A 26169-nucleotide genomic window follows, 5' to 3' on the forward strand; every position below is an offset into this window, starting at 1 on the left:
TTAATTATCAGCCGAAGCTGGGTGGACATTGAGTTCGTGTTTGAGGAGGTAGATTGACTGCTATGCTGAGAGGATCTTGCCAGATCATCGCGCGCGTAAAGTTAGGTAAATCAGTGAGTGGTTGTATGGCGGTTTAAGCGGTCGGACGTACCGGTAAGCGGTTTCGCGGAGGAGGGCGTGGGCTATTTTATGTGATTGAGATCACGATATAAAATGGGACGATCCTTGTTGCGCGGGGCGTCATAACGACTTAACTGAGCTAATCGTGATATTAATGGCGCGCATCCCATAAAGTTTTCCCTTTCCAGGCCGAAAATTCTGTATCTGTCTAGCGGAAAGAGAAAACATGTTAAAGCGAATTAAAATTGTTACCAGCTTACTGCTGGTATTGGCGCTATTTGGCCTTTTACAACTGACATCCGGCGGGCTGTTCTTCAACTCGCTGAAGAATGACAAAGAAAACTTCACCGTATTGCAAACCATTCGTCAGCAGCAGTCTGCCCTGAATGCAACCTGGGTGGAGCTGTTGCAAACGCGTAATACCCTGAATCGCGCGGGTATCCGCTGGATGATGGACCAGAGCAATATTGGCAGCGGCGCAACTGTCGCTGAACTGATGCAGGGGGCGACCAATACGCTGAAGCTGACCGAAAAAAACTGGGCGCAGTATGAGTCGTTACCGCGCGATCCACGTCAGAGTGAAGCGGCTTTCCTTGAGATCAAACGAACCTATGATATCTACCACGGCGCGTTGGCGGAGCTTATTCAGCTTCTTGGCGCGGGTAAGATTAACGAGTTTTTTGATCAACCGACTCAAAGCTATCAGGACGCTTTTGAGAAGCAGTACATGGCCTATATGCAGCAAAACGATCGTCTGTACGATATTGCTGTTGAGGATAACAACAGTTCCTACAACCAGGCGATGTGGGTACTGGTCAGTGTGCTGATTGCCGTTCTGGTGGTCATTATCGCCGTCTGGTTCGGCATCAAACTGTCGCTTATCGCCCCGATGAATCGTCTGATTGAAAGCATTCGTCATATCGCCAGCGGCGATCTGGTGAAGCGTATCGACGTGGAAGGCTCCAACGAAATGGGGCAGTTGGCTGAAAACCTGCGTCATATGCAAAGTGAACTGATGCGTACCGTTGGCGATGTACGTAACGGCGCGAATGCGATCTATAGCGGCGCCAGCGAGATTGCGATGGGCAACAACGATCTCTCTTCCCGTACTGAGCAGCAGGCAGCGTCTCTGGAAGAGACCGCCGCCAGTATGGAACAACTGACCGCCACCGTGAAACAGAACGCCGAAAACGCCCGTCAGGCCAGTCACCTGGCATTGAGCGCCTCTGAAACAGCGCAAAAAGGCGGCAAAGTGGTGGATAACGTCGTACAAACAATGCGCGATATCGCCTCCAGTTCGCAGAAAATCGCCGATATTATCAGCGTAATCGACGGTATTGCTTTCCAGACCAATATCCTGGCGCTGAATGCGGCGGTAGAAGCGGCGCGCGCAGGCGAGCAGGGACGCGGGTTCGCGGTGGTAGCCGGTGAAGTCCGTAATCTGGCCCAGCGTAGCGCGCAGGCGGCACGGGAGATCAAGAGTCTGATTGAGGATTCCGTGAGCCGTGTTGATGTGGGTTCGACGCTGGTCGAAAGCGCCGGTGAAACCATGGATGAGATCGTCAATGCAGTGACCCGCGTGACCGATATCATGGGCGAGATTGCCTCGGCGTCCGACGAGCAAAGCCGTGGTATCGACCAGGTGGGCCTGGCGGTAGCGGAGATGGATCGCGTAACGCAGCAGAACGCCTCGCTGGTGGAAGAGTCCGCCGCCGCGGCTGCGGCGCTGGAAGAGCAAGCCAGCCGTCTGACCCAGGCCGTCGCGGTGTTCCGTATTCAACAGCAACAGCAGCGTGCGCGTGAAGTGGCTGCGGTAAAAACCCCGGCAGCCGTGTCGTCACCAAAGGCCGCTGTGGCCGACGGCAGCGATAATTGGGAAACGTTTTAAGGGCGTATGGTGAACAGTCGGCCTACAGACGACCGTAGGCCGGATGAGATGTTCACACTTTTGCCTGATGGCGCTTCGCTTATCAGGCCTGGGCGCCAGTTTATTGATAAAGGTGATGTGTAGGCCGGGTAAGGCGCAGCCGCCACCCGGCATATATGACATTCTCTTTTAACCCTCAACATTCACCACTTTGATCTCCACCATGCCAATCCCCAATTTGCGCGGCGAATGGCCCAAAATATTACCTTCGTTGGTGGAGACGGGAGCGGGCGGCGCAATGACTAAGGTATTCGCGTCCGTCGGGTTGTTGAAATGCAGCGTGATAGTGGACACATCGTGACCCAGCACCAGCGTCTGTTCTTCGTTGCCTACGCGTACCGGAATCGGCCGATTCGCGTTGTCGCCGAAGGCTTTGGCGGTGATCACCAGATCAAACTTTTTCGGCAGCGGCGCTTTATATTCGATTTTAACCTCATCGCCCAACTGCGCATTTGACCAGCGCCCCCAGGACTCCGGCCGGGAAATGCCGCTAAACTGCTTCACCTCCTCCGGCGCGCCCGCGACATTAAAGATAAAGCTATCGGCTTTATAACGAATATCGTTATCGACAATCTTTAAGGTATCGACGTTGCCTTTGTAGCGTTCCATATCGATCATCGTGTCTTTAAACGCCGTCTTACCCTGCCACTGCGCTTTATCGACATGCTGTACGGTTTGCTGCCCGCCAAGCTGCCCCTGCGAGACGCACCAGTCGGTGGAGAGCGCCAGCGCCGGCGCCCATAGCTGCGCCATTTTGTAGCAGCGATCGATCCAAACGAAATTATCGCGCGGGGCGAAGTCGGCCAACTGGAACCGTAGCGGAGCGGAGTATTCACTTTCCGGTAACGGTTCAACACGCTTATCCGATACGCGCAGTAGTAACGGCAGGCGGAAGTGGCTGCCGGAAAAAGCGATCATGTTTTTGTCCCGATCGACGGTAAAATCTTTTATCTCTTTCGGGAAATTCCACAGGCGAATGATATCCGGCTTCATCGCCAGCACTTTCTCTTTTACATTCAGGAACACTTCCGACAGCGACTGCCCGGAAAGGCTGCTACGTCCCAGACCGATAAAATTATCGCCGCCGAGAATATCCAGCACCGTTGCGCCGTTGTCCATTGTGTTGCGTTTGACCGCCAGCGTCTCCTGCTGCGGTTTATCGCCGCGCAGAATAAAAAACAGATTGTTGCGATCTTGCTTATTCAGGTATTTCCAGGCCGTATTATTCATCGCCAGATGGTCGGAAGAGACGACGATAACGGTATCTTTAAACCATGGTGACGCTTTGATTTTGTTGATAAACTCGGCGATGTTTTCCTGGCTGCAACTTACGGCGCTAAAGGACTGGTTGGGCTTGCCGTCGTAATCGTAGCGTTTGCGGTTGCAGGTGCGTGAGATAAACCCGTCCGGGTGGTGAGTATCTACGGTCAGCGTAAACAGCGAAAAACGCTGGCCTGAGCGGGAAAGCGCTTCAAATTTCTTCCATGCCTCATCGAGCACCGTATCGTCGTAGAAGCCCCAGTCGTTACGATAAGACGGGTCCGCCACCACCGTTTTTAGCTCTTCAGCGCCGTACAGATGATCAAATCCGTGTGATTTCAGGAACACGTCTTTCCCGGCAAAACGCAGGTTAGCGCCCTGCACGAAATAGTTCTGGTAGCCGGAGTTTTTCAGAATATCGCCGAGGCAGATATTCTGCGGGAAGAAGCTGGAAACCGACGCGGACGCATTGCCCTCAAACGGCGCAAACAGCGGAATACCACACTGGGAAGCCACCATCCCGGCGATGGTGTAATCCGTTCCCGGCAGTTGCATGGTATGGCTGAAATCCAGCCCCTCATTTTTCAGCGCGCCCAACTCTGGCGTGAGATTGGGGAACGCGTCATTATCAAAATAGGTCCGTTCCAGGCTCTCGCCGTAGATATAGACCAGATTGAGCTTCGGATGAGGAATGGTTTTTGCTGGTTCTTTATAATAAACGGCAAAATCCGGATCGCCATCGCGCATTTGTGATTTTACCAGTTCGGTAATCTGGCGAAACGCCGGGCTGGCGTCGACCGAACCCAACGCCAGCAGTAACGCCAGCAGGCTGTAACCGACATGATGAGGATGGTGACGGCGGCGGCGTAGTATCCATCCCAGCGCGCCAAATACCGCCACTAACGCCAGGGCAATGCCGATTCCCGGCAGAATATATTTGCCGACTCCCGCTCCCGTCAGACTATTCGTGAGCGTATAAAGCACTGCGTCGTTGATCCCGTCGCCGGTAAAATAGTCGCTGGCATACAGGGTAATATTCAGAATGACAAAAAGTCCCAGTACCGTGAGAGTGGCGGCAAACCACCAGGTGTTACGACCCGCCTTCCAGGCATATATCAGCACAGAGGCGAGAAACAGAGCGACAGAGAGCAACTCGGACAACTGACGATCCTCAATAAACCAGGCTTATCGCTGGCAGGAAAAAATTTCTAACAATGTAATAGCGATGTCACATTGCTGCAATTCTAATAACTTTACACGGCGCTGTTATTTAGAATGAGTTTAGAAAGTTGGTTTTTTGATCGGCATCACTTCCTGCCATAGCGGTTAATAACAGGAAAAGACGAAGAGAAAAATCGGGTTAATGCCGTGTTGGCGGGTAAAAGGCCAAAACACGGCTTTTAACAGGGCGTCCCGGCGTGGCGCACGGTCAGAAAAACGCAGTCAGGAGAGGAAATTCAGCCCTTGCTGCAACACCAGATCGCAAGCTTTGGTTTTCACCTTTTCCGCCAGCGGCGTACTGCCGATATTATTGAGGTTCAACTGCTGGCCGTCCTTCGTCTTGAGCAACCCTTGCAGGCCGTTCAGGTAGTTAGTGTCCTGCTCCTGCTGTGTGGTATCCAACCCCAACTTGTTCAGAATCTGATTTTTAACGTTTTCCACGTTGGTAGCGGACGCCAGTTTCTGTTTGGCGCAGTACTGCAAAATACCGGCGGCATTATTCATATTATCGGCGCTGAGTGACTGGGCACCTCTGCTGAGCAGACCGGTTAGCGCAGAAAGCGACATCCCGCCCTGCTGTGCGTTCGCGCCCTGAGCGCTTAACTGACTGGCGGCAATACCGCTGGTGGAAATCAGTACGCTGGCGATCGCCGCGCAGCACAGAACATGTTTCGCTGTATTCATGGTAATCACCTGTGTTATGCCAGCCAGGCGTCGTATCGCCCTGGCGCACGTTGCAATTTAATACTCTTTACCCGTCACCCGGCTGCGGTAACTGTCCCAGGTAAAATTAACCCATAAACTGTTGCCGAGACGCATACGGTCCATGACGCGTTCGCCAAGCATTTTCGTCATCTCTTCCATATTGCTGTTCGTCAACATGCCGGTGGGACGTTTTGACGAGGAACGACGATCGACAATTTGATTGATGATCACTTTTTCATAGCGGGATTCGGTCTGCACGCCGATCTCGTCGATCACCAACAGATCAACGTTACTCAGATCGTTAAGCAACTGCTCTTCGCTGGTTTCCCGATTGCTGAACGTGTCTTTCATCGCTGACATAATATCCGCTACGGTGATAATCAGTACTGACTTTCCGCGCAGCAGCAGCTCGTTACAAATAGCCGCGGCGAGATGATTTTTACCGGTTCCCGGCTTGCCGGAAAAGACAAAGCTGGCGATATTGCCGTCAAACTCATCAACGTACTGTCGGGCTTTGCTTAACGCGTTCATTTGTCCGTCGCACTCAACCCGATAGTTATCAAACGAACAGTTTTGATGCAGCGGTCGAATGCCGGAACGGTTAAAGGTGCGCTGCATTTTCATCGCCCGGTTTTCCCGCGCCAGCGCCGCCGCCCGGATCTCGCCTTGCTCTTTCTGCCACGCCAGTAGTTCTTCGCCCGTTTTAAATGCCGGCGTAATATGCGCAGGCATCATTTTTTGTAGACGTTGCATCAGGTCGCCAACATTTTTCATCGTTACCCCCTAAAACCTGGTGGAATATGATTGTCAGGTTCGCTGACGCTATTGATGTCGCGCTGCGGCATTCCGCCATTGCTGGAACGGCTGATTTGCACGCTGCGCGCCAGCTTTTGCTGCCACTGGATATGGTGAAAAACCTTACCTTCCGCCTGCCAGTAGGCGATAAACGCCGCCAGCTCTTCTGCGGTGACCGGCTCCCGAAGCGCCACGCCCCAAAGGGCAGCCTGACGCTGAAAATCCGCATCCGGTTGCCAGGCGGGATACATGGCGAATTTTCCGCAGGGAATCGCAACGGGGGCGGCTTCGGGTTCTTCGTAAAATTGCGCGTCTAACGCCACATCGCTTCCCGGACGTGATAACTTTTCTTCAAGCGCCAGCAGTTCAGCCATGCGTGCAGGCGTCACGGCATAAAAGGCAGGCGCATTATTAGCGAATACCGCCACTGCGCCGCCCGTTGACTTCGCCAGCACAGCATGATGATCGTGTAAAAGGGCGTCAATACCGATGACGTCCGACGTTAAAATTCTGGAAGACATAATGTTTCTCAATATGGAACAACAACCGAGAAGGGCGACTGTTTTTATAGTACCACACAGACCTGTAAGAACAGCAGGAGGCGTTCCACCGATCACACGCGGGGGCGTTTGCGGTACAGCCATAATCCCGGTACAGAGAGGCCAATTGAGAGCGCGCCAACAATGGAAGAGGCTTTCAGAAAATTGGTCAGCAGCGTAATCATCATCGGTTCGCTATAGCCCAGATGGCTAATTTTTACTGCGGAAATCATCGCGGTATAGGCGGAAATCCCCGGAAACATCGGGATCACGGCCGCGACGGTAAACACTTTAGGGTGAGCGAGATACCAGCGTGACCACTGAATACCAATACTGCCGACCAGCAGCGAAGCCATAAACGTCGACCATTCGATATTAAAGCCAGCGCTCATCATCAGCATACGCGAGCCATGACCCAGCGCCCCCAGTAGCGCGCACCACGGAAGCGCCCGGTGGGGAACATTAAAGACCATCGCAAACCCGACGGCGGGGATCGCAGACAAGATCATGTCCTGCATTAGCGCCAGTAAAAAGTCGATTATACCCATCCTCGTAGCCCCCATATTGTCATTGACATCACTACGCCCACACAGGTGGCCAGTGTCAACAGGCTGGCGATAGCCCAGCGCGCCAGCCCGGTATTAATATGTCCTTTAAACATATCTGCGACGGAATTAATCAGCGGAAAGCCCGGCACCAGTAGCAGTACGCTCGCCGCCATGGCGATAGTGGGCGTCTGGCTAAAGGCGGGAAGGGTGAGCATCAGCCCGGAAATCGTGGTAGCGACAAAGGCGGTAATGCAAAAATTGATCTGCGGATGTAAATGCCGCTGCGCCAGCATCTGGCGGATATACATGGCTATCATACTGGCGAAAAAGGTGATAACCGCGCCATCCCAGCCGCCATTATTCAGCTTACAAAAGCAGGAGCAGGAAAGACCGACCATAAACGCCACCAGCCAGCGCGGATAACGCAGCGGGCGGAGCTGGCTAAAGCGTTTTTCCACGCCTTTGTAATCCAGCAGACGATGTTCCGCGAGGATAACGATATGCTGAACCTCCGTGACGACGTGCATATTAATGCCGCGATCCTGGTTTTTACGTGTCGATGTCAGACATTGTCCGTCTTTAATGGTCGTCAGTACAATGGCGTTAGAGGAGATCGCGCTTTCGACGCTATCCATACCGAGCGCCAAACCGAGGCGGGTGGAAAGCTCATCAACCAGTGCGCTTTCCGCCCCGTGCTGCAATAAAAGCAGCCCGCATTGAATACATAACCGTGTTACTGCTCGTTGAATTGATTGCTCTTCTTGCATGACTCGTCCTGTCCGAAAAGACATTCTATGCGCCGCCACTATGACAGAGGCTTTCTTTTTAACACGAAGCGCAGGCATGATGGCGTTGGTTAAGATCAATTTCTTGTTGATAAAAACGTCAACCACCAGACGCAACGCATAAGCTTCCTGAGACGTGCGCTTCGTCACAGGCAGGATATCCTTATGGGCGACGGTTCTCGTATGTCCGTTTCCAGAATAGAGGCATTATGCCAGCCTGGCCGCTCATTTTTGAATCAATGATGTGGTGAATTTTATCAACTATATGCATTAATGGTTTAACCACAATGGCGTGAGCAGCGGGCGTAAAAATAGGCATGACTTAGTGTAATTCGTAGATATTACATGGGTTTTATGGATGGTGGACAGTATTGTTGGGCTTTTGTTTTAGGACTCAGCAATATGAATGAAGGGCAAACTCATATTTTAAATTTATTAATATGATGCGTTTTCGTTAGAATTGCTAATGTGCAAATTTAGTTAATTTAATTGTCTTGCTTCTGGTTTTATGAGTAACTATGCGATAGTGATTTCATGTTTTTGTGCTATGTGGATTGTAGCGCAATCAATGTTAGATATTTAAAAATAAAACAAGGATAATTAATCCACTCGGCCTATATTTCTTTGCGATCATTGTTAATAGTGTTTTTATTAATGGGGCAATGAAAAGTGGCGGCGTGGGTGCGGAGGAATTATGCTGCCAGGATGCTGCAAAAATGGACTTATTATCAGTAAAACCCCTCTTATACAGGAAGGCCTTAAAGGGGCTATAACAGGTAATTTCCCCGATTATAAACTGGCGTATTGTCGTACGATAGAAGAGCTAACGCTGCTACAGCTACGCCGAAGTAATTTAGTTATTGCTGATTTAGCAGTTAACAATGCCTCTCCCCGCGCTATCTGCGAATATTTTTATAGCTTAATCTCGCAATATCGCGACATACATTGGGTATTTCTGGTTCCTAAATCCTGCTATCCACATGCGGTTGATCTCCTGATGGGCCCCGTCAGCACCTTGCTTTCAGACGAAGAGCCAATCGAGAATCTTATTAGCGTTATCCATGCGGGAAACGCTCGCTCAGAAAGAATAAGTAAAACGTTATTATCGCCTCAGGTACCGTCTGAAATTCAGCAGGCCCACGACAGGCCGATTGTCCTTACGCTGTCTGAACGAAAAGTATTACGCCTTTTAGGAAAAGGGTGGGGCATTAACCAAATTGCGGCGTTACTTAAAAAAAGTAATAAAACAATTAGCGCCCAAAAAAATAGCGCCATGCGACGCTTATCAATACACAGTAATGCAGAGATGTATGCATGGATAAACAGTTCTCAGGGAGCCAGAGAATTGAACCTACCTTCGGTATATGGAGAAACCATGGAATGGAAAACAGAATCAGCAAGAGAAATGTTGCGCTCGTAGAAAAATGCGTGATGAGCACCATTGGTATTAAAGGGCTATTTGATGCAATGCCGGATTGCCGACATACGCTTCATATTTTTTCAAAACCATCCGCGTTTTATAAGGCTGCGCTAAAGACGCCGTTTTCTGCCGTTATTTTTTCTCTTTCTGCGTTAAGAACTGAACGCCGGACAGGATTATCCAGCCTGACGGAACTGGCGATAAATTATCCCCATATGCGGCGTCTGGTGATTGCCGATGATGATGCTGAAGCCCGCTTAATCAGCGCGTTATCCCCGCTGCCGCTGGATGGGGTCATCAGCAAAGCATCGCCGTTGGATGTTTTACAGGATGCCTTATTTACATCGCTTAATAGCGCCCGGCGGACAACGGAGCGTACAGACAATCTTTGGGAACTTCACCAGAATTGTATGCTTAGTCCAACCGAGCGGGAGATTCTGCGTTTCATGTCGAACGGCTACTCAATGCCGCAAATTGCCGTCCAGTTAGAACGTAACATTAAGACTATCCGGGCGCATAAGTTTAATGTGATGTCCAAGCTGGGCGTGAGTTCTGATGCCGGGTTACTCGATGCGGCGGATATTCTGTTATATCTGCGCGCCGGAGATGCTACCGCGCTTCAGCATCGGGTATAGCCCGCGCCGGATGCGCCGTGCTTGTTCGGGGAATCCGGGTGTCAGGCACGTTATTGGCACACGTCTACCCAGGTCGCCGATGTCAGTTCTGCCATTCTTTCCGGCGTGATGCGTACCGCGCTGTGCGTGGCGCCTGCGGCAGGCAATACTTCGTTATACCCCTTCAGAGAGATGTCGCAATAAACGGGCAGCGGGTGCTCCAGCCCGAAAGGACATACGCCGCCGACAGGATGTCCGGTTGCATTGACCACTTCATCGCTGCTCAACATACGGGCTTTTGCGCCGAAAGTGGTTTTAAGCTTCTTATTATCCAGGCGGGCATCGCCTTTCGCGACCACCAGGATAATGGTGTCTTTTACTTTAAGCGAGAGCGTCTTAGCTATCTGCCCTGGCTCTACGTTGTGCGCTTTGGCTGCCAGCTCGACAGTCGCTGTACTTTGATTTAATTCGATAATTTCAATATCGGGAGCATGATCGGCCAGAAATTGCCGTACAGATTGCAGACTCATTCTTCTCTCCTGAGACCTTACCAATAGCCACGGTAGACCCAAAAATGGCAAAACGTAATTTGGCATACGGAGAGCGCCGCTGTAAATATAATAATGTGACAGGCCAGCAGCAGTAAGCCGTGACGATAACTGAAGGCAACGTAAAGCGGTTTACTTTAGCGTGCAGTCGCCGCACTGCTGTACGTCAGGTAAGCGGTAACGTTGGCAGCAGGTTCTGCGTACCAGAAGACCGTCGCGCATTACGACGGTCCGCCACAGCGGGTTATCCTGACCGTCGGATAGCTGCTTTTCAAAAAAACAGCGCTGGCGTAGCGTTGCCAGCAGGGCTTCGCCAAGCAGCGGTTTCATCTCAGTCAGATACCAGTTGATTAAATAACCGGTATTGCTCCAGATAAGTTTCGCGCTGATGTCGCCAGTCGCCTCCAGCGCCTGAATGACCGGCTGTAGTGCGGAGACTACCAGCGTTTCCATTCGTTCTTCCGGGGAACGCGCCGTTGCCAGGTTATCCTGATGCACATCAAGCCAGAAACACGCGGCGCGCCCGGTTTCATGAAATTCAACGTGAATATGTTCTGCCGAGACATTGATAGCGCGCGCTTGCGTCAGTAATGCCAGCATCAGCGGCGGCGCCATCAGCCCGATATACCATTGCGCCCACAGGGAGAGTAACGGTTTATTTTCACGTGGCAGGCCTGGCGTGTGCCGATAGATGTGATCGGAATAGGCGGCCAGCAATGAACGAAACGTCACGGGGCGCGTCCACTGGGCAAGAGTCATTGCCGTTGGCGGCGGTGTTTCATCCAGCCGGATGAAGTCCAACAGGTGCTCACGGGTAGAGGCGATCGTCTCGCGTACTGCGTCCGCCAGCGAGGCGTCTTCCGGCTGGGGAGCAGCTCGCCAGATAATATCGTCAGCAATCGGTGCGGAACGGTAGGCCATAGCGCAGTTTAATGATGTTAATCTAAATGATAATTATTACTAATCCTATCGATAGCGATAAACGATGGCAAGCGGTTTATGGTTAACGCTGTTGGCGTAGCACGATTACGTCAGCAGGATTCATAGGGCGCGCATGTCGTCGCTGACCAGAATGTGGTTACGTCCAAGATGCTTGGCTTCGTAGAGTGCTTTATCCGCTTTTTCGATAGCGTCTCCGATATTGCGATCCGTCAGGGGCGCAATGCCGATACTGACAGTGACATTGGTGGCGACGCTTTCGTTAAACATATGCGGGATTTTAAGATCGTATACTTCCTGTCGGATACGTTCTGCGGTAGCGCGGGCTTGCTGTGGTTCGGCGGTGGTCAGCAACACCAGAAATTCTTCCCCGCCAAAACGGCAGACGACATCGCGCGATCGCACGGCGTCCCGAATTGCCGCTGAGACGCGGATTAACGCCTGATCGCCCATCATATGACCGTAGTGATCGTTGTACGCTTTGAAATGATCGATATCCAATAGCAGGACGTAGTGTTCATGGCTGCCCGGCGCCTGTAACGTATCCAGCCGATTTTGCAGGCCACGGCGGTTATATAAGCCGGTTAATGGATCAAGCATACTCAGGCCATTGAGAGTTTCCCGCTCGGCCAGCAGCTTAAACATGAGCTGTTGGGCAAAATTATCGTAGCGTTTCTGGATAACATGTTGAATAGCGATTCCCACCATTGGCAGGGCCAGCAAATAGAGAATTCGCAAACCTTGTTCATTACCGTTCAGCCACAGGCAGACCGCGACTGGCGGTAGCGAATAGAGCGTAAACGCGACGATATTCGCGGCAAAGGCTATCGAGCCGATAAACAGAACGCTAAGCAGGGAGATCAGTAAAAAAGAGAAATCATAATGGCCTAACGCCGGATACTTTAGCGCAATATGCGCCGCCCATATTCCCCCAAAGAGTAGGGAGATAAAGGGGAGATTAATTCTTTTTTGCCCATATTTCCCATGCCATATCAACAGTAATACGCTCAGGACCACTATCCCGATCATTGGCGTGCAAAATACATTGATCTGATAAAGGGGGAAAACGAGAGTAAATAGCGCCGACACGGCGTTGAGAAACAAGAAAAGACGTAAAGAAAACTGATACTTCTTAATACGAAGCGACCGCCAGGATGGTGTTGTCATGGGTAATTGTCGTTATTTATCGGTGATATACACGGAATCGGGCGCCAACATGAAAATAACGTATGAGAAAAGGTCGCCTAAAGCGAGGTGTTGTTGTTTTTACGTTAACAGTCGGACAATTTATCACCTTACTGAATACGTGTCATCAACCGTTAAGTAAAACTCATCTCTTTAGCTTTCTCCCTGGCTGACAAATGAGAAAACATATCATATGATATTGGTTATCATTATCAATTCCAGAGGTGAAACCATGTTGCAGCGGACGTTAGGCAGCGGATGGGGCGTGTTATTGCCTGGAGTGATTATCGTTGGACTGGCGTTTATCGGCCTGTCAGCTTATGCGCTGAAGCTGTTGATTGTATCAGGATTGCTACTGTCTGCGCTGATGTTGTATCACAAACAATTACGGCATTTTGTATTGCTGCCATCGTGTATGGCGCTTATTGGCGGCATGATGTTGGCAATGATGAACTGGAATCAGGGATGAAAATGAAGAGACAAAGGAAGGATAAGATAATTGGTGCGAGGGGGGGGACTTGAACCCCCACGTCCGTAAGGACACTAACACCTGAAGCTAGCGCGTCTACCAATTCCGCCACCTTCGCACAGTTATCTTACTTTTTGATATCGCCTCGTTGGTGCGAGGGGGGGGACTTGAACCCCCACGTCCGTAAGAACACTAACACCTGAAGCTAGCGCGTCTACCAATTCCGCCACCTTCGCCCAGTGCGAGCAATATCAACGTGGTTTTGGTGCGAGGGGGGGGACTTGAACCCCCACGTCCGTAAGGACACTAACACCTGAAGCTAGCGCGTCTACCAATTCCGCCACCTTCGCATACCATCGATTCTTGAAAAGAATCACTACCACGGAGGCGCATTCTAGTGGTTTTCAGCTATTCGTCAATAGTTAATTGCATGGGATAGATTGATTGCTGCAAAAATGGGCGCGAGACGTAGGTTGGATAAGACGCCTGGCGTCGCCATCCGGCACATGCAACCAGATGGCGCTGCGCTTATCAGGCCAACTATTTCTTCGCCTGACGGGTCATCACGGTACGATAAACCTTAAAGCGCCCGGTTTGCGCGATGACTTCATGGAAGCCAAAAGTCTCATCCAGAATCTTAGGATAGGGCAGAAAGGCGTTCGCCACGATGCGTAACTCTCCGCCGCTGTTCAGATGGCGCACTGCGCCGCGAATGAGCGTTTGCGCCGCATCAAGGCTGGTTTGCATTCCGTCGTGGAACGGCGGGTTGGAGATGATCATGTCAAAACGTCCTTTGACTTCCGAAAAGACGTTGCTGGCGAATACCTCGCCTTCAAGACCATTAGCGGCAAGCGTGGCGCGGCTAGCTTCCACCGCCGGCGCGCTGACGTCACACAGCGTCAGGCGCACTTTCGGCGAATGGCTGGCCAGCGCGGCGGAAAGCACGCCAGCGCCGCAGCCGACATCCAGCACTTTACCTTTGGTGTGCGGCGTCAGCGTAGACAGCAGCAGTTGGCTACCAACATCCAGTCCGTCGCGGCTGAATACGCCCGGCAACGTTTTGATGGTCAGCCCGTCGATATTGTACTCGGCCCACCAGGATTCAAGACTAAACTGCGGCTGCTTTTCCAGACGACCATGGTAAAGGCCGCAACGTCGCGCGCTATCTACTTTGTTCAGCGGCGCATAGTCCGCCAGCATCGGTTCGGCGCTACGCACGCCGCTGCGGTTTTCTCCCACGACGAAAACATCGCTGCCCACCGGCATCAGCGACAAAATATTCATCAACTGGAACTGCGCTTCGGGTTTATTTTTCGGCCAGTAGTAGATCAGCGTATCGCAGTCAGCGACATCGCTGGCTTGCGCGACCAGGCTAAAACGGACGTTATCGCCCATCTGGCGGCTTAACGCCTGCCAGTGGTGAAACTGTTGCGTATACGCGCGGCTGGCGGCGCATTCAAAGCGCGCGGGCAGGTCATCCTGCAAATCTCCGGCAAAAAGAATACGGCTTTGTTCGAAATCATCACTGTGGCGCAGCAAGACTTCACTTGCCGGGGTAAAAGCAGACATGGAATGCTCCTTAATTCAGACTGGCGGCGATTATAGTAGTTTGATGGCGGAGATTCGACAGATTTGCTATATTTGCGCCCCTGATTACAGGAGCGTTTCGCTATGACATCCCGACGAGACTGGCAGTTACAGCAACTGGGTATTACGCAGTGGGCGCTGCGACGTCCTGGCGCGCTACAGGGCGAGATTGCGATTTCCCTTCCCGCGCACGTTCGTCTGATCGTGGTTGCAGAGGAATTACCCGCGCTGAACGAGCCGCTAATGCGCGATATTTTACGCGCGTTGACCGTGAGTCCCGATCAGGTTTTACCCCTGGCGCCTGAGCGCGTCGCCATGCTGCCGCAGGGCAGCCGTTGTAATAGCTGGCGGTTAGGAACTGACGCGCCGCTCCAACTCGAAGGCGCTCAGGTCACGACGCCGGCGTTTAATGAACTCCGGGCAAACCCGGCGGCACGCGCCGCACTATGGCAACAAATCTGCGAACATGAACACGATTTCTATCCTCAGCACGACCGATCTCCCCGCAGCCTGGCAGATTGAGCAACGCGCTCATGCGTTTCCGTGGAGCGAAAAAACGTTTTTCGGCAACCAGGGCGAACGGTATCTCAACCTTAAGCTGACCGCTGCTGACAGAATGGCCGCGTTTGCCATTACACAGGTGGTGCTGGACGAAGCGACGCTGTTCAATATTGCCGTCGATCCGGATTTTCAGCGTCGGGGGCTGGGGCGTATGCTGCTTGAGCATCTGATTGATGAACTGGAAAAACGTGGGGTTGTAACGCTATGGCTGGAGGTACGCGCCTCTAACGCTGCCGCCATCGCGCTGTATGAAAGTCTGGGGTTTAACGAGGCGACGATTCGCCGCAATTACTATCCTACGGCACAAGGGCATGAGGACGCCATCATCATGGCGTTACCGATAAGCATGTAATAAAAGAGGCAAGGTGTAATGATGAAGTGGGACTGGATTTTCTTTGATGCCGATGAAACGCTGTTTACGTTTGATTCTTTCACCGGCTTACAGCGGATGTTCCTTGACTATAGCGTCACCTTTACCGCTGAGGATTTCCAGGATTACCAGGCCGTGAATAAGCCGCTATGGGTGGATTATCAGAACGGCGCGATTACCTCATTACAATTGCAGCACGCGCGCTTTCAAAGTTGGGCTGAACGGCTAAACGTTGCGCCGGGGCTGCTGAATGACGCTTTTATTAGTGCGATGGCGGAGATCTGTTCTCCTTTGCCGGGCGCCGTTTCGCTACTTAATGCGATTCGCGGGCAGGCTAAAATCGGTATTATTACTAACGGTTTTACCGCGCTACAACAAACTCGTCTGGAGCGCACCGGGCTGCGTGAGTATTTCGATCTGCTGGTGATTTCCGAGCAGGTTGGCGTCGCGAAGCCCGATCCGAAAATCTTTAACTACGCCCTGGAGCAGGCGGGGAATCCTGACCGCTCGCGCGTATTAATGGTTGGCGATACCGCGGAGTCCGATATTCTTGGCGGCATTAACGCCGGACTGTCGACCTGCTGGCTTAACGCGCATCATCGCGAGCAGCCCGCGGGTATTCATCCAACCTGGACTGTGGCGTCATTAAGCGAACTGGAGCAGCTCCTGTGTAAACACTGATTGCCTCCCCCAGGTTGATGGGTAAAATAGCCGCATTTTTCGTATTCAACATGCGTGGTCAAACGCCGCGCTTACTCAAGAAGATTTGACTATGACGTTGTCTCCTTATTTGCAAGAGGTGGCCAAACGCCGCACTTTTGCCATTATTTCTCACCCGGACGCCGGTAAAACCACCATTACCGAAAAAGTGTTGCTGTTCGGACAGGCGATTCAGACCGCCGGTACGGTAAAAGGCCGTGGCTCCAGCCAACATGCAAAATCTGACTGGATGGAGATGGAAAAACAGCGTGGTATCTCTATCACCACCTCGGTGATGCAGTTCCCGTATCACGACTGTCTGGTGAACCTGCTGGATACCCCGGGGCACGAAGACTTCTCCGAAGATACCTACCGTACTCTGACGGCGGTGGACTGTTGTCTGATGGTGATCGACGCCGCGAAAGGCGTTGAGGACAGGACCCGTAAGCTGATGGAAGTTACCCGTCTGCGCGATACGCCGATCCTGACCTTTATGAACAAACTCGACCGTGACATCCGCGACCCGATGGAGCTGCTGGATGAAGTCGAGAACGAGCTGAAAATCGGCTGCGCGCCGATCACCTGGCCGATTGGCTGCGGCAAGCTGTTTAAGGGCGTTTATCACCTTTATAAAGATGAAACTTATCTGTATCAGACCGGTAAGGGCCACACCATTCAGGAAGTGCGCATCGTTAAAGGGCTGAATAACCCGGATCTGGACGCCGCCGTCGGTGAAGACCTGGCGCAACAGCTGCGCGACGAGCTGGAACTGGTGCAGGGCGCGTCTAACGAGTTTGATGAAGAGCTGTTCCTGGCAGGGGAAATTACCCCGGTATTTTTCGGTACCGCGCTGGGTAACTTTGGCGTTGACCATATGCTGGATGGTTTAGTGGCGTGGGCGCCCGCGCCGATGCCGCGTCAAACCGATACCCGCACAGTGGAAGCCTCAGAAGAGAAGTTCACCGGTTTTGTCTTTAAAATTCAGGCCAATATGGACCCGAAACACCGCGACCGCGTGGCGTTTATGCGCGTGGTTTCCGGTAAGTATGAGAAGGGCATGAAGCTACGCCAGGTCCGTACCGGCAAAGATGTGGTGATTTCCGACGCGTTAACTTTTATGGCGGGCGACCGTTCGCACGTTGAAGAAGCGTACCCGGGCGATATTTTGGGTCTGCATAACCACGGCACCATTCAGATCGGCGATACCTTCACCCAGGGCGAGATGATGAAGTTTACCGGTATCCCGAACTTTGCGCCGGAACTGTTCCGTCGTATTCGCCTGAAAGATCCGCTCAAGCAGAAGCAGCTACTGAAAGGGCTGGTGCAGCTTTCTGAAGAGGGGGCGGTTCAGGTATTCCGTCCCATCTCCAACAACGATCTGATTGTCGGCGCCGTGGGCGTTTTGCAGTTTGACGTTGTTGTCGCGCGCCTGAAAAGCGAATACAACGTTGAGGCGATTTATGAATCCGTCAACGTGGCGACGGCGCGCTGGGTGGAAAGCGCCGATGCGAAGAAATTCGAAGAGTTTAAGCGTAAGAATGAAACGCAGCTGGCGCTGGATGGCGGCGACAACCTTACCTATATCGCCCCCACGATGGTTAACCTGAACCTGACCCAGGAACGTTACCCTGACGTTCAGTTCCGTAAAACGCGCGAACACTGATCCCTTTCCGGGCGCGGCATCCGCCGCGCCTTCGTACTTTCCCTGCCTTTTTAACCGCTTACGGAATGTTCTTAAATCCCGCGTTTTTTCTCCGATCTGCCTGTTTTTTATACGCACCGACAAGCGATTTTAAAATTGTGATCTATATTTAACAAAGTGATGACATAAATGTCGGCTTTAATGCCTGTTCAATGCGTGAATATGAGAGCTTAAAGCTGAGATTTGTTTCAGTCACGATATTAATAACTGAAACGGAAGGGTGGCAGGCGACGCGTCGTTACAAATTCACGAATGTGATGCCAGTCATTGACTTCAGAAACCGGTGAGTTTCACCGCATTCAGCAATGCAACCTCGTGTTGCCTGAGCTCAAATTACGAGCAAACTATACAGGACAAAATCGATGACTATGACAAGACTGAAGATTTCTAAAACTCTGCTGGCCGTAATGTTGACCTCTGCTGTTGCGACAGGTTCTGCCTTTGCAGAAAACGCAACAACGGACAAGGCGCAAAGCGGAACCGAAACCGCAGGGCAAAAAGTCGATAGCTCTATGAATAAAGTCGGTAACTTCATGGATGACAGCGCTATCACTGCGAAAGTTAAAGCTGCGCTGGTAGACCATGACAATATTAAAAGCACCGATATTTCTGTCGAAACCAATCAGAAAGTCGTCACCCTGAGCGGCTTTGTAGAAAGCCAGGCGCAGGCTGAAGCCGCCGTGAAAGTGGCGAAAGGCGTAGAAGGCGTGACCTCCGTTAGCGACAAACTTCACGTTCGCGACAATAAAGAAGGTTCCGTGAAAGGTTATGCCGGCGATACGGCCACGACCAGTGAAGTCAAAGCCAAGTTGCTGGCGGACGATCTCGTCCCTTCCCGTAAAGTAAAAGTGGAAACGACCGATGGCGTCGTACAGCTCTCCGGTACTGTTGAAACTCAGGAACAAAGCGACCGCGCTGAAAGCATCGCGAAAGCCGTTGATGGCGTAAAAAGTGTTAAAAACGATCTGAAAGTTCAGTAATTCGTCGTAATTCGTCCTCCCGACGTTTGTCGGGAGGCGTAATGTGCACCACACTAAAAATATCGCGAATGAGTAGCCTGAGCGCTCATATTTAGCGGTCGACATTAACTATGGTAAAGGAGAGGCTTATGTTTCGTTGGGGCATTATATTTCTGGTTATCGCGTTAATTGCCGCCGCATTGGGTTTTGGTGGACTGGCTGGTACGGCTGCCGGCGCGGCGAAAATCGTCTTCGTCGTCGGGATCGTGCTCTTCCTTGTCAGCCTGTTCATGGGCCGTAAACGACCCTAGCAGGCAGCTGTAAAGATATATTGCTATCAAGCCAGTCCAGCGGACTGGCTTTTACGGTTTTAGCCGTTAACGTTTTGCGTTACCTTGTCAGCCTGGAAAAAAATGAAAAACAGGAAGGCAGAGGTGGGCCAGCGAATACCGGTTACGCTCGGCAATATTGCGCCGTTATCATTAACACCGTTCCGGCCAGGCCGTATGGCGCTGGTCTGTGAGGGCGGGGGGCAGCGGGGTATCTTTACCGCAGGCGTGCTGGATGAGTTTATGCGTGCGCAGTTTAATCCTTTCCATCTCTACTTCGGCACATCAGCCGGTGCGCAAAATCTCTCGGCGTATCTCTGCAACCAGCCCGGCTACGGGCGTAAAGTCATTATGCGCTATACCACCAGGCGCGAATTTTTTGATCCGCTACGATTTGTACGCGGAGGAAACCTTATTGACCTCGACTGGCTGGTGGAATCCACCGCCGCCCGGATGCCGCTGCAGATGGATACCGCAGCGCGCCTGTTCGACAGCGGAAAATCCTTTTATATGTGCGCCTGCCGGGGGGATGATTACACGCCGGGCTATTTCTCGCCGACAAAACAAAACTGGCTTGATATCATTCGCGCCTCCAGCGCCATACCGGGTTTCTACCGTACCGGCGTTACGTTAGAGGGCATCAACTATCTGGACGGTGGCATTAGCGACGCCATTCCGGTTCAGGAGGCGGCAAAGCGGGGGGCGAAAACCATTGTGGTGATCCGCACCGTACCCTCGCAAATGTATTACACGCCGCAGTGGTTTAAGCGTATGGAGCGCTGGCTGGGAGAGAGCAGTCTACAGCCGTTGATCAACCTGGTGCAGCATCATGAAACGTCCTACAGCGCGATCCAACAATTTATTGAAAAGCCGCCGGGTAAGCTGCGGATCATTGAAATTTATCCGCCGAAACCTCTGCACAGCATGGCGCTGGGCAGCCGTATCCCGGCGCTGCGTGAGGATTACAAAACCGGGCAATTATGCGGGCGTTATTTCCTTGCCACCGTTGGTAAATTGCTTGCCGCAACGCCGCCTCTCCTGCGCCATACGTCGCGGATTGCCGTGCCGGAAACGGTGGTCGTGCCTCCGGCGCCGGTGGCCAATGATACGCATGTGGCGGAGGTCATTAGCGCGCCGCAGGCAAACGACACCACATTTACCGACGAGGATCTGGCGTGAGCTGGCGCTTTATCGATACGCATTGCCATTTTGATTTCCCGCCCTTTACGGGCGATGAGCGCGCCAGTATTCAGCGTGCCTGTGAGGCGGGCGTTGAAAAAATCATCGTGCCGGCGACCGAGGCGGCTCACTTTCCCCGCGTGCTGGCGCTGGCGGCGCGTTTCCCGTCGCTTTATGCTGCGCTGGGATTACACCCCATTGTGATTGAGCGTCATGCCGATGACGATCCTGATAAGCTACAACAGGCGCTGGCGCAACAACAGAACGTCGTGGCGGTAGGCGAGATCGGTCTCGATCTTTATCGCGACGACCCGCAGTTCGCCAGGCAAGAGCGATTTTTAGACGCGCAGCTGCAACTGGCAAAACGCTACGATCTGCCGGTGATCCTGCACTCGCGGCGCACGCATGACAAACTGGCGATGCACTTAAAGCGCCAGGATCTACCGCGAACCGGTGTGGTGCATGGTTTTGCCGGCAGTCTGCAACAGGCCGAACGCTTTGTGCGACTGGGCTATAAAATCGGCGTCGGCGGCACCATCACCTACCCGCGCGCCAGTAAAACCCGTGATGTTATGGCTCGGTTGCCGCTGGACGCGCTGTTGCTGGAGACCGATGCGCCGGATATGCCGCTAAAGGGGTTTCAGGGGCAGCCGAACCGCCCGGAGCAGGCGGCGCGCGTATTTGATGCGCTCTGCGAATTACGTCCGGAGCCCGCAGAGGTGATAGCCGATACGCTGTATCGCAATACCATTACCTTGTTTCGGCTCTGATGGCATCGCAGCCGCCGTCCGGCAGGTGACGCTTACAAATATAGCGCCGGCAAAATCAGCTTCGCCACCCCACGCGCGCGCAATCCGTCAGCCAGCCGTTCCACCTCTTGCGGCGTCGCGCCTGGCCAGGCTTTCGCTTCGCCATAGACGCCGTGCGCATGAAAGGCATTCAAACGCACCGGAACCTCGCCCAGCGAAGTAATAAACGCCGCCAGTGAATCGATATGCGCCGCATAGTCCACCTGACCCGGGATAACCAGTAACCGCAGCTCCGCCAGTTTTCCCTGCGCAGCAAGAAAGCGGATACTGTGCTTAATATGCGTGTTATCACGTCCGGTCAGACGGTGATGACACTCGCTCTTCCAGGCTTTCAGATCGAGCATTACGCCGTCGCAAACCGGCAGTAGTTTCTGCCAGCCGGTCTCGCTTAACTGACCATTACTGTCCACCAGGCAGGTCAGTCGTTGTAACTGCGGATCGGCTTTGATCGCTGTAAATAGCGCCACAATAAACGGTAATTGCGTGGTCGCCTCTCCGCCGCTGACGGTAATACCTTCAATAAACAGCGATGCTTTACGAATATGACGCAGCACATCGTCAACGCTCATGGTCTGCGCCATTGGCGTTGCCTGCTGTGGGCACATTTTCAGGCAGGTATCGCACTGCTCGCAGACGTCCGACCGCCATACCACTTTCCCGCCATCAACGCTGAGGGCGTGGTGCGGACACTGCGATACGCATTCCCCGCAGTCGTTACAGCGTCCCATCGTCCACGGGTTATGGCAATTCTTGCAGCGCAAATTGCAGCCCTGTAAGAATAATGCCAGGCGGCTGCCTGGCCCATCGACGCAGGAAAACGCAATGATCTTACTGACTAAAGCGCATCTGTTGTTCATGGCTGACTACGCGTGGCTGTCGTTCCAGGATGCGGGTATTACGTGCGGCTTCTTCTCCCAGCCAGGTGGTATTCGTGCGCGAGCCTTCGGCGCGAAATTTCGCCAGATCCGACAGGCGCACCATATAACCGGTGACGCGCACCAGATCGTTGCCGCTGACATTGGCGGTAAATTCCCGCATCCCGGCTTTGAACGCGCCAAGACAAAGCTGAACCAGCGCCTGCGGATTACGCTTGATGGTTTCGTCCAGCGTCAGAATGTCGCTGATCCCGGCATGATAAAAGGCATGGTGCGGCGCGACGGTTTGCAAATGGGTGATAGGGTCCGGTTCATCGCCATACGGCAGACGCGCGCCCGGCGTAGTGCCAATATCGGAACTGATGCCAGACTGGGCATGGAGCAGCGCCCGTTGCTTCCAGCCATACTTCACTGGCGTATTTTCGACGAAATCCGCCAGTTGGGCGCTAATACGGTAGCCCAGCTCGTTCGCTGTTTCATTTTTGCCATAACGGGCGTTCAGGCCCGCGTTTTCGCACAGCAGATTCACGGCTTCCGCCAGCCCGTACATACCGAACATCGGCGCAAAATGTTCGGGATCGATCAAACCTTCCTGTACAAGAAAGCTATTCTCAAAGAAATGTGACTTTTCATAGAGGAATTCACATCGTGAATTAATGATGGCGATCTGCTGTCGGCAGTAGTGCGGTAGCGTGCGTGAAAAGAAGTCATCGACAGACGTACTGCGTTCTGCCACGGCTTTCAGGTTGAGACGTACCAGCGTACTGCCGCCGCCGCCAAGCGGTAGCGAGTTATAACAACTGACGATGCCATAATGGCCTTTTGTGAAAATTTTATCATTTACAGGGCCATTGGAAATGTGTGGCTTACTGCATTCGCAAATGTTTTTGGCGACCTCCAGCAGCAGATCGTCCGGCGTGATTTCCGCATCGTAGATAAACGTCAGGTTAGGCGCCACCTGCTTTAGCTCGGCATCAGCGCGCAAAATCGCTCGTGTGACAGGCGTATCGGCAGGGCCAATATTGGCATGCATAAAGGCGTCTGGCAGCGTTCTGTCGAGATAACGCCAGAAACGTTTTATTCGAATATCGATCGCATCTTGTGTTAGAATTCTAACATACGGTTGCAGCAACGCATCAAGCTGGCCGAGATAAACCGGCATGGACGTCACGGAAGGAACGTGATGATACAGAATGGTGAGTAGGGATAACGCATCATCCAGATCTTTCGCGCCTTCCAGTTCCAGCCACTGTGAACCGTTAGCCAGAAATCGGGCGTAATCGGGCAACACGTAGCGCGGTTTGAAGGGGGCGTGCCCCTCAAACATATCGCAAATGACGCCTTCATCCAGCGCCTGGCGGGCATCTTCCGGCAGGGTGGGATAAGGCAGGGCGTTTTCAGCTTCCAGCGCCAGAAAATGGCGTTTTTGTTCAGGCGTGAGCACCGGGCTGGTCACAATTTGCTGGCAACGCTGCTGGAGCGCAGTTTCGCATGAGGCAGGCATCTTCGTTTCCTCTTTATGCCGGGACGATGCGCTATTGTAGAAAATGGCGGCAAACCGACTTTGATCCTGATGCGCTTATCGCTCGAAGAACAGACGGTGACGGCGGGATAATTTGATTCAGATCTCATTACAGTAATGCAAATTTGTACGTAGTTTTCATTAACTGTGATGTATATCGAAGTGTAATCGCGAGTGAATGTTAGAATATTAACAGACTCGCAAGGTGAAATTTTATACGGCAATGCCGTTGGAGAATGTCATGACTGATTTAAAAGCAAGCAGCCTGCGTGCGCTCAAACTGATGGATCTGACCACTCTGAACGATGACGACACCAATGAAAAAGTGATCGCGTTGTGTCATCAGGCAAAAACCCCGGTCGGGAATACGGCGGCGATTTGTATTTACCCGCGTTTTATCCCGATTGCGCGTAAAACTCTGAAAGAACAAGGTACGCCGGACATCCGCATTGCAACGGTGACTAACTTCCCGCATGGCAATGATGACATCGATATTGCGCTGGCGGAAACCCGTGCGGCGATCGCCTACGGCGCTGACGAAGTGGACGTGGTATTCCCGTACCGCGCGTTGATCGCCGGTAACGAGCAGGTGGGTTTTGACCTGGTAAAAGCCTGTAAAGACGCTTGTGCTGCAGCGAACGTATTGCTGAAAGTGATCATCGAAACCGGCGAGCTGAAAGAAGAGGCGCTGATTCGTAAAGCCTCTGAAATCTCCATCAAAGCCGGTGCGGATTTCATCAAAACCTCTACCGGTAAAGTGCCGGTAAACGCTACGCCGGAAAGCGCGCGCATCATGATGGAAGTGATCCGCGACATGGGCGTTTCCAAAACCGTTGGCTTCAAACCGGCGGGCGGCGTACGTACGGCGGAAGACGCGCAGAAATTCCTCGCGATTGCAGACGAACTGTTTGGCGCTGACTGGGCAGATTCTCGTCACTACCGCTTTGGCGCATCCAGCCTGCTGGCAAGCCTGCTGAAAGCGCTGGGTCACGGCGACGGTAAGAGCGCCAGCAGCTACTAAGCTCTGATTTGCCGGATGGCGCTGCGCTTATCCGGCCTACAAATCCAGGCCTGTAGGCCGGATAAGGCGTTAGCCACCATCCGGCGATGTAAGCCTTCTACTCTTTTCCCTCAGGAGGGTACCGTGTTTCTCGCACAAGAAATTATTCGTAAAAAGCGTGATGGTCATGCGTTGAGTGACGAAGAAATTCGTTTCTTTATCAATGGTATTCGTGACAATACTATCTCTGAAGGGCAGATTGCCGCCCTGGCGATGACCATCTTCTTCCACGATATGACCATGCCGGAGCGTGTTTCGCTGACCATGGCGATGCGGGATTCCGGTACTGTCCTTGACTGGAAAAGCCTGAATCTCAATGGCCCGATTGTCGATAAGCATTCGACCGGCGGCGTAGGGGACGTGACGTCTCTGATGCTGGGGCCAATGGTAGCGGCCTGCGGCGGTTATGTGCCGATGATCTCTGGTCGCGGCCTTGGACATACCGGCGGTACGCTCGACAAACTGGAAGCGATCCCGGGCTTCGATATCTTCCCGGATGACAACCGTTTCCGCGAAATTATTCAAGACGTGGGTGTGGCGATTATTGGGCAGACCAGCTCGCTTGCACCGGCGGACAAACGTTTTTACGCCACCCGCGATATTACCGCGACGGTGGACTCTATTCCGCTGATCACCGGTTCCATCCTCGCCAAGAAACTGGCCGAAGGACTGGATGCGCTGGTAATGGACGTGAAAGTCGGCAGCGGTGCGTTTATGCCAACCTATGAACTTTCTGAAGCCCTTGCTGAAGCGATTGTCGGCGTGGCAAACGGCGCGGGAGTTCGCACTACGGCGTTGTTAACCGATATGAACCAGGTGCTGGCTTCGAGCGCCGGTAACGCGGTGGAAGTGCGTGAAGCCGTGCAGTTCCTGACCGGTGAATACCGCAATCCGCGCTTGTTTGATGTCACTATGGCGCTATGCGTGGAGATGCTGATCTCCGGCCAGCTGGCGAAAGACGACGCCGAAGCGCGTGCGAAATTACAGGCGGTGCTGGATAACGGTAAAGCGGCAGAAGTCTTTGGTCGTATGGTGGCCGCGCAGAAAGGGCCAAGCGATTTCGTTGAGAACTACGATAAATACTTGCCGACCGCCATGTTGAGCAAAGCGGTATATGCTGATACCGAAGGGTTTATCAGCGCAATGGATACGCGTGCGCTGGGGATGGCGGTCGTCTCGATGGGCGGCGGCCGTCGTCAGGCGTCAGATACCATTGATTACAGCGTTGGCTTTACCGACATGGCCCGTCTGGGCGACAGCATCGACGGGCAGCGCCCGCTGGCGGTGATTCATGCCAAAGACGAAACCAGTTGGCAGGAAGCGGCGAAGGCCGTCAAAGCGGCAATTATCCTTGACGATAAAGCGCCAGCAAGCACACCTTCGGTCTATCGTCGAATTACTGAATAGTTGTATACTGATCTGATCAATTATTTTTGAAGCAC

The 26169-nt window shown here is 52.8% G+C and carries 26 protein-coding genes and 3 tRNA genes; 14 read left to right on the forward strand and 15 right to left on the reverse strand.

Annotated elements, in window-relative coordinates; genetic code table 11:
* Positions 1–346 precede the first annotated feature (346 nt).
* A complete protein-coding gene (gene tsr / locus ACH0WD_RS09625) occupies positions 347–2008 on the forward strand; it encodes a methyl-accepting chemotaxis protein (RefSeq protein WP_001747537.1) in 1662 nt (553 codons plus the stop codon).
* A gap of 168 nt (positions 2009–2176) precedes the next feature.
* Here the strand turns inward: tsr and opgB are convergent, their stop codons facing one another.
* The 6 genes from opgB to ACH0WD_RS09655 all read right to left on the reverse strand — a co-directional run bounded on the left by opgB (position 2177) and on the right by ACH0WD_RS09655 (position 7882).
* The gene (gene opgB / locus ACH0WD_RS09630; protein WP_001292705.1) at positions 2177–4468 is read right to left on the reverse strand and encodes a phosphatidylglycerol--membrane-oligosaccharide glycerophosphotransferase; all 2292 of its coding nucleotides are present in this window, start codon (positions 4466–4468) and stop codon (positions 2177–2179) included.
* Positions 4469–4750: 282 nt separating this feature from the next.
* On the reverse strand, positions 4751–5212 hold the full coding sequence (locus tag ACH0WD_RS09635; RefSeq protein WP_001090314.1) for a DUF2501 domain-containing protein: 462 nt from the start codon (positions 5210–5212) through the stop codon (positions 4751–4753).
* A 57-nt stretch (positions 5213–5269) separates the two neighbouring features.
* The gene (gene dnaC, locus ACH0WD_RS09640) at positions 5270–6007 is read right to left on the reverse strand and encodes a DNA replication protein DnaC (protein ID WP_000799924.1); all 738 of its coding nucleotides are present in this window, start codon (positions 6005–6007) and stop codon (positions 5270–5272) included.
* A gap of 2 nt (positions 6008–6009) precedes the next feature.
* Complete coding sequence (gene dnaT / locus ACH0WD_RS09645) at positions 6010–6549, reverse strand: primosomal protein DnaT (protein WP_000098573.1); 540 nt, start codon at positions 6547–6549, stop codon at positions 6010–6012.
* Between the two features lie 92 nt (positions 6550–6641).
* Positions 6642–7115, reverse strand: coding sequence for a threonine/serine exporter (locus tag ACH0WD_RS09650; RefSeq protein WP_000511329.1), 474 nt, complete (start codon positions 7113–7115; stop codon positions 6642–6644).
* Positions 7106–7882 (reverse strand): threonine/serine exporter ThrE family protein, encoded by a 777-nt coding sequence (locus ACH0WD_RS09655; RefSeq protein ID WP_001747536.1) that lies wholly within the window; start codon positions 7880–7882, stop codon positions 7106–7108. Before ACH0WD_RS09655 ends, ACH0WD_RS09650 begins: the two co-directional genes overlap by 10 nt.
* 712 nt (positions 7883–8594) lie before the next feature.
* Between ACH0WD_RS09655 and ACH0WD_RS09660 the strand changes: the two genes are divergently transcribed.
* Together ACH0WD_RS09660 and bglJ are read left to right on the forward strand one after the other, a co-directional pair.
* A complete protein-coding gene (locus ACH0WD_RS09660) occupies positions 8595–9320 on the forward strand; it encodes a response regulator transcription factor (RefSeq protein ID WP_000936652.1) in 726 nt (241 codons plus the stop codon).
* Positions 9281–9955: a DNA-binding transcriptional activator BglJ gene (gene bglJ / locus ACH0WD_RS09665; protein ID WP_000431546.1), complete on the forward strand. Its 675-nt coding sequence runs from the start codon at positions 9281–9283 to the stop codon at positions 9953–9955. The genes ACH0WD_RS09660 and bglJ overlap by 40 nt, the downstream gene beginning before the upstream one ends.
* 50 nt (positions 9956–10005) lie before the next feature.
* Here the strand turns inward: bglJ and ACH0WD_RS09670 are convergent, their stop codons facing one another.
* From ACH0WD_RS09670 to ACH0WD_RS09680, 3 genes are all read right to left on the reverse strand, one after another.
* Positions 10006–10464, reverse strand: a complete 459-nt coding sequence (locus ACH0WD_RS09670) for a YbaK/EbsC family protein (RefSeq protein WP_000058276.1) — start codon at positions 10462–10464, stop codon at positions 10006–10008.
* Positions 10465–10614: 150 nt separating this feature from the next.
* A complete protein-coding gene (gene fhuF / locus ACH0WD_RS09675; protein WP_000331535.1) occupies positions 10615–11403 on the reverse strand; it encodes a siderophore-iron reductase FhuF in 789 nt (262 codons plus the stop codon).
* A 120-nt stretch (positions 11404–11523) separates the two neighbouring features.
* Positions 11524–12588, reverse strand: a complete 1065-nt coding sequence (locus ACH0WD_RS09680) for a GGDEF domain-containing protein (protein ID WP_000211207.1) — start codon at positions 12586–12588, stop codon at positions 11524–11526.
* A gap of 250 nt (positions 12589–12838) precedes the next feature.
* Here ACH0WD_RS09680 and ACH0WD_RS09685 point away from each other — a divergent pair, with 250 nt between their 5' ends.
* Complete coding sequence (locus tag ACH0WD_RS09685; RefSeq protein WP_000941879.1) at positions 12839–13075, forward strand: DUF1435 domain-containing protein; 237 nt, start codon at positions 12839–12841, stop codon at positions 13073–13075.
* A 31-nt stretch (positions 13076–13106) separates the two neighbouring features.
* On the opposite strand, the gene ACH0WD_RS09690 is transcribed toward ACH0WD_RS09685, so the two are convergent.
* From ACH0WD_RS09690 to rsmC, 4 genes are all read right to left on the reverse strand, one after another.
* A tRNA-Leu gene (locus ACH0WD_RS09690) sits at positions 13107–13193 on the reverse strand.
* Between the two features lie 31 nt (positions 13194–13224).
* Positions 13225–13311: transfer RNA gene (locus ACH0WD_RS09695), tRNA-Leu, on the reverse strand.
* 27 nt (positions 13312–13338) lie between these two features.
* Positions 13339–13425, reverse strand: a tRNA-Leu gene (locus ACH0WD_RS09700).
* Positions 13426–13615: 190 nt separating this feature from the next.
* Positions 13616–14644, reverse strand: coding sequence for a 16S rRNA (guanine(1207)-N(2))-methyltransferase RsmC (gene rsmC, locus ACH0WD_RS09705; RefSeq protein ID WP_001272293.1), 1029 nt, complete (start codon positions 14642–14644; stop codon positions 13616–13618).
* Positions 14645–14746: 102 nt separating this feature from the next.
* Here rsmC and ACH0WD_RS09710 point away from each other — a divergent pair, with 102 nt between their 5' ends.
* The 8 genes from ACH0WD_RS09710 to ACH0WD_RS09745 all read left to right on the forward strand — a co-directional run bounded on the left by ACH0WD_RS09710 (position 14747) and on the right by ACH0WD_RS09745 (position 21231).
* The gene (locus ACH0WD_RS09710; protein WP_000203996.1) at positions 14747–15184 is read left to right on the forward strand and encodes a DNA polymerase III subunit psi; all 438 of its coding nucleotides are present in this window, start codon (positions 14747–14749) and stop codon (positions 15182–15184) included.
* The gene (rimI, locus tag ACH0WD_RS09715; RefSeq protein WP_001092434.1) at positions 15129–15575 is read left to right on the forward strand and encodes a ribosomal protein S18-alanine N-acetyltransferase; all 447 of its coding nucleotides are present in this window, start codon (positions 15129–15131) and stop codon (positions 15573–15575) included. Before ACH0WD_RS09710 ends, rimI begins: the two co-directional genes overlap by 56 nt.
* A gap of 21 nt (positions 15576–15596) precedes the next feature.
* Complete coding sequence (gene yjjG, locus ACH0WD_RS09720; RefSeq protein WP_000870686.1) at positions 15597–16274, forward strand: pyrimidine 5'-nucleotidase; 678 nt, start codon at positions 15597–15599, stop codon at positions 16272–16274.
* Positions 16275–16365: 91 nt separating this feature from the next.
* Positions 16366–17955, forward strand: coding sequence for a peptide chain release factor 3 (gene prfC / locus ACH0WD_RS09725; RefSeq protein WP_000175965.1), 1590 nt, complete (start codon positions 16366–16368; stop codon positions 17953–17955).
* 401 nt (positions 17956–18356) lie between these two features.
* A complete protein-coding gene (osmY, locus tag ACH0WD_RS09730; RefSeq protein WP_000178963.1) occupies positions 18357–18974 on the forward strand; it encodes a molecular chaperone OsmY in 618 nt (205 codons plus the stop codon).
* Positions 18975–19102: 128 nt separating this feature from the next.
* Positions 19103–19264: a DUF1328 domain-containing protein gene (locus ACH0WD_RS09735; protein WP_000490276.1), complete on the forward strand. Its 162-nt coding sequence runs from the start codon at positions 19103–19105 to the stop codon at positions 19262–19264.
* A gap of 123 nt (positions 19265–19387) precedes the next feature.
* Entirely contained in the window at positions 19388–20461 is a 1074-nt protein-coding gene (locus ACH0WD_RS09740) for a patatin family protein (RefSeq protein ID WP_000531537.1), read from the forward strand.
* Positions 20458–21231, forward strand: coding sequence for a metal-dependent hydrolase (locus tag ACH0WD_RS09745; RefSeq protein WP_000119005.1), 774 nt, complete (start codon positions 20458–20460; stop codon positions 21229–21231). Before ACH0WD_RS09740 ends, ACH0WD_RS09745 begins: the two co-directional genes overlap by 4 nt.
* 32 nt (positions 21232–21263) lie before the next feature.
* Here the strand turns inward: ACH0WD_RS09745 and ACH0WD_RS09750 are convergent, their stop codons facing one another.
* Together ACH0WD_RS09750 and ACH0WD_RS09755 are read right to left on the reverse strand one after the other, a co-directional pair.
* Positions 21264–22127 carry a YjjW family glycine radical enzyme activase gene (locus ACH0WD_RS09750; RefSeq protein WP_001064943.1) on the reverse strand — a complete coding sequence of 288 codons (864 nt, stop codon included), beginning with the start codon at positions 22125–22127 and terminating at the stop codon, positions 21264–21266.
* On the reverse strand, positions 22099–23649 hold the full coding sequence (locus ACH0WD_RS09755; RefSeq protein WP_001111685.1) for a YjjI family glycine radical enzyme: 1551 nt from the start codon (positions 23647–23649) through the stop codon (positions 22099–22101). Before ACH0WD_RS09755 ends, ACH0WD_RS09750 begins: the two co-directional genes overlap by 29 nt.
* Positions 23650–23908: 259 nt before the next feature.
* On the opposite strand from ACH0WD_RS09755, the gene deoC reads away from it, so the two are divergent.
* Positions 23909–24688: a deoxyribose-phosphate aldolase gene (gene deoC, locus ACH0WD_RS09760; protein ID WP_001519713.1), complete on the forward strand. Its 780-nt coding sequence runs from the start codon at positions 23909–23911 to the stop codon at positions 24686–24688.
* Positions 24689–24811: 123 nt separating this feature from the next.
* The gene (gene deoA / locus ACH0WD_RS09765) at positions 24812–26134 is read left to right on the forward strand and encodes a thymidine phosphorylase (RefSeq protein WP_000477840.1); all 1323 of its coding nucleotides are present in this window, start codon (positions 24812–24814) and stop codon (positions 26132–26134) included.
* Positions 26135–26169 lie beyond the last annotated feature (35 nt).

This window comes from Salmonella sp. 2020_1395 (genome assembly GCF_043848115.1).
GTDB lineage: Bacteria > Pseudomonadota > Gammaproteobacteria > Enterobacterales > Enterobacteriaceae > Salmonella > Salmonella enterica.

What these genes read in the sequence shown, in the direction of transcription:
- tsr (WP_001747537.1), top strand. Translation starts at nt 347, where the DNA reads ATGTTAAAGCGAATTAAAATTGTTACCAGCTTACTGCTGGTATTGGCG.
- ACH0WD_RS09635 (WP_001090314.1), bottom strand. Translation starts at nt 5,212, where the DNA reads ATGAATACAGCGAAACATGTTCTGTGCTGCGCGGCGATCGCCAGCGTA.
- dnaC (WP_000799924.1), bottom strand. Translation starts at nt 6,007, where the DNA reads ATGAAAAATGTTGGCGACCTGATGCAACGTCTACAAAAAATGATGCCT.
- dnaT (WP_000098573.1), bottom strand. Translation starts at nt 6,549, where the DNA reads ATGTCTTCCAGAATTTTAACGTCGGACGTCATCGGTATTGACGCCCTT.
- ACH0WD_RS09650 (WP_000511329.1), bottom strand. Translation starts at nt 7,115, where the DNA reads ATGGGTATAATCGACTTTTTACTGGCGCTAATGCAGGACATGATCTTG.
- ACH0WD_RS09655 (WP_001747536.1), bottom strand. Translation starts at nt 7,882, where the DNA reads ATGCAAGAAGAGCAATCAATTCAACGAGCAGTAACACGGTTATGTATT.
- ACH0WD_RS09660 (WP_000936652.1), top strand. Translation starts at nt 8,595, where the DNA reads ATGCTGCCAGGATGCTGCAAAAATGGACTTATTATCAGTAAAACCCCT.
- bglJ (WP_000431546.1), top strand. Translation starts at nt 9,281, where the DNA reads ATGGAAAACAGAATCAGCAAGAGAAATGTTGCGCTCGTAGAAAAATGC.
- ACH0WD_RS09670 (WP_000058276.1), bottom strand. Translation starts at nt 10,464, where the DNA reads ATGAGTCTGCAATCTGTACGGCAATTTCTGGCCGATCATGCTCCCGAT.
- fhuF (WP_000331535.1), bottom strand. Translation starts at nt 11,403, where the DNA reads ATGGCCTACCGTTCCGCACCGATTGCTGACGATATTATCTGGCGAGCT.
- ACH0WD_RS09680 (WP_000211207.1), bottom strand. Translation starts at nt 12,588, where the DNA reads ATGACAACACCATCCTGGCGGTCGCTTCGTATTAAGAAGTATCAGTTT.
- ACH0WD_RS09685 (WP_000941879.1), top strand. Translation starts at nt 12,839, where the DNA reads ATGTTGCAGCGGACGTTAGGCAGCGGATGGGGCGTGTTATTGCCTGGA.
- rsmC (WP_001272293.1), bottom strand. Translation starts at nt 14,644, where the DNA reads ATGTCTGCTTTTACCCCGGCAAGTGAAGTCTTGCTGCGCCACAGTGAT.
- ACH0WD_RS09710 (WP_000203996.1), top strand. Translation starts at nt 14,747, where the DNA reads ATGACATCCCGACGAGACTGGCAGTTACAGCAACTGGGTATTACGCAG.
- rimI (WP_001092434.1), top strand. Translation starts at nt 15,129, where the DNA reads ATGAACACGATTTCTATCCTCAGCACGACCGATCTCCCCGCAGCCTGG.
- yjjG (WP_000870686.1), top strand. Translation starts at nt 15,597, where the DNA reads ATGAAGTGGGACTGGATTTTCTTTGATGCCGATGAAACGCTGTTTACG.
- prfC (WP_000175965.1), top strand. Translation starts at nt 16,366, where the DNA reads ATGACGTTGTCTCCTTATTTGCAAGAGGTGGCCAAACGCCGCACTTTT.
- osmY (WP_000178963.1), top strand. Translation starts at nt 18,357, where the DNA reads ATGACTATGACAAGACTGAAGATTTCTAAAACTCTGCTGGCCGTAATG.
- ACH0WD_RS09735 (WP_000490276.1), top strand. Translation starts at nt 19,103, where the DNA reads ATGTTTCGTTGGGGCATTATATTTCTGGTTATCGCGTTAATTGCCGCC.
- ACH0WD_RS09750 (WP_001064943.1), bottom strand. Translation starts at nt 22,127, where the DNA reads ATGAACAACAGATGCGCTTTAGTCAGTAAGATCATTGCGTTTTCCTGC.
- ACH0WD_RS09755 (WP_001111685.1), bottom strand. Translation starts at nt 23,649, where the DNA reads ATGCCTGCCTCATGCGAAACTGCGCTCCAGCAGCGTTGCCAGCAAATT.
- deoC (WP_001519713.1), top strand. Translation starts at nt 23,909, where the DNA reads ATGACTGATTTAAAAGCAAGCAGCCTGCGTGCGCTCAAACTGATGGAT.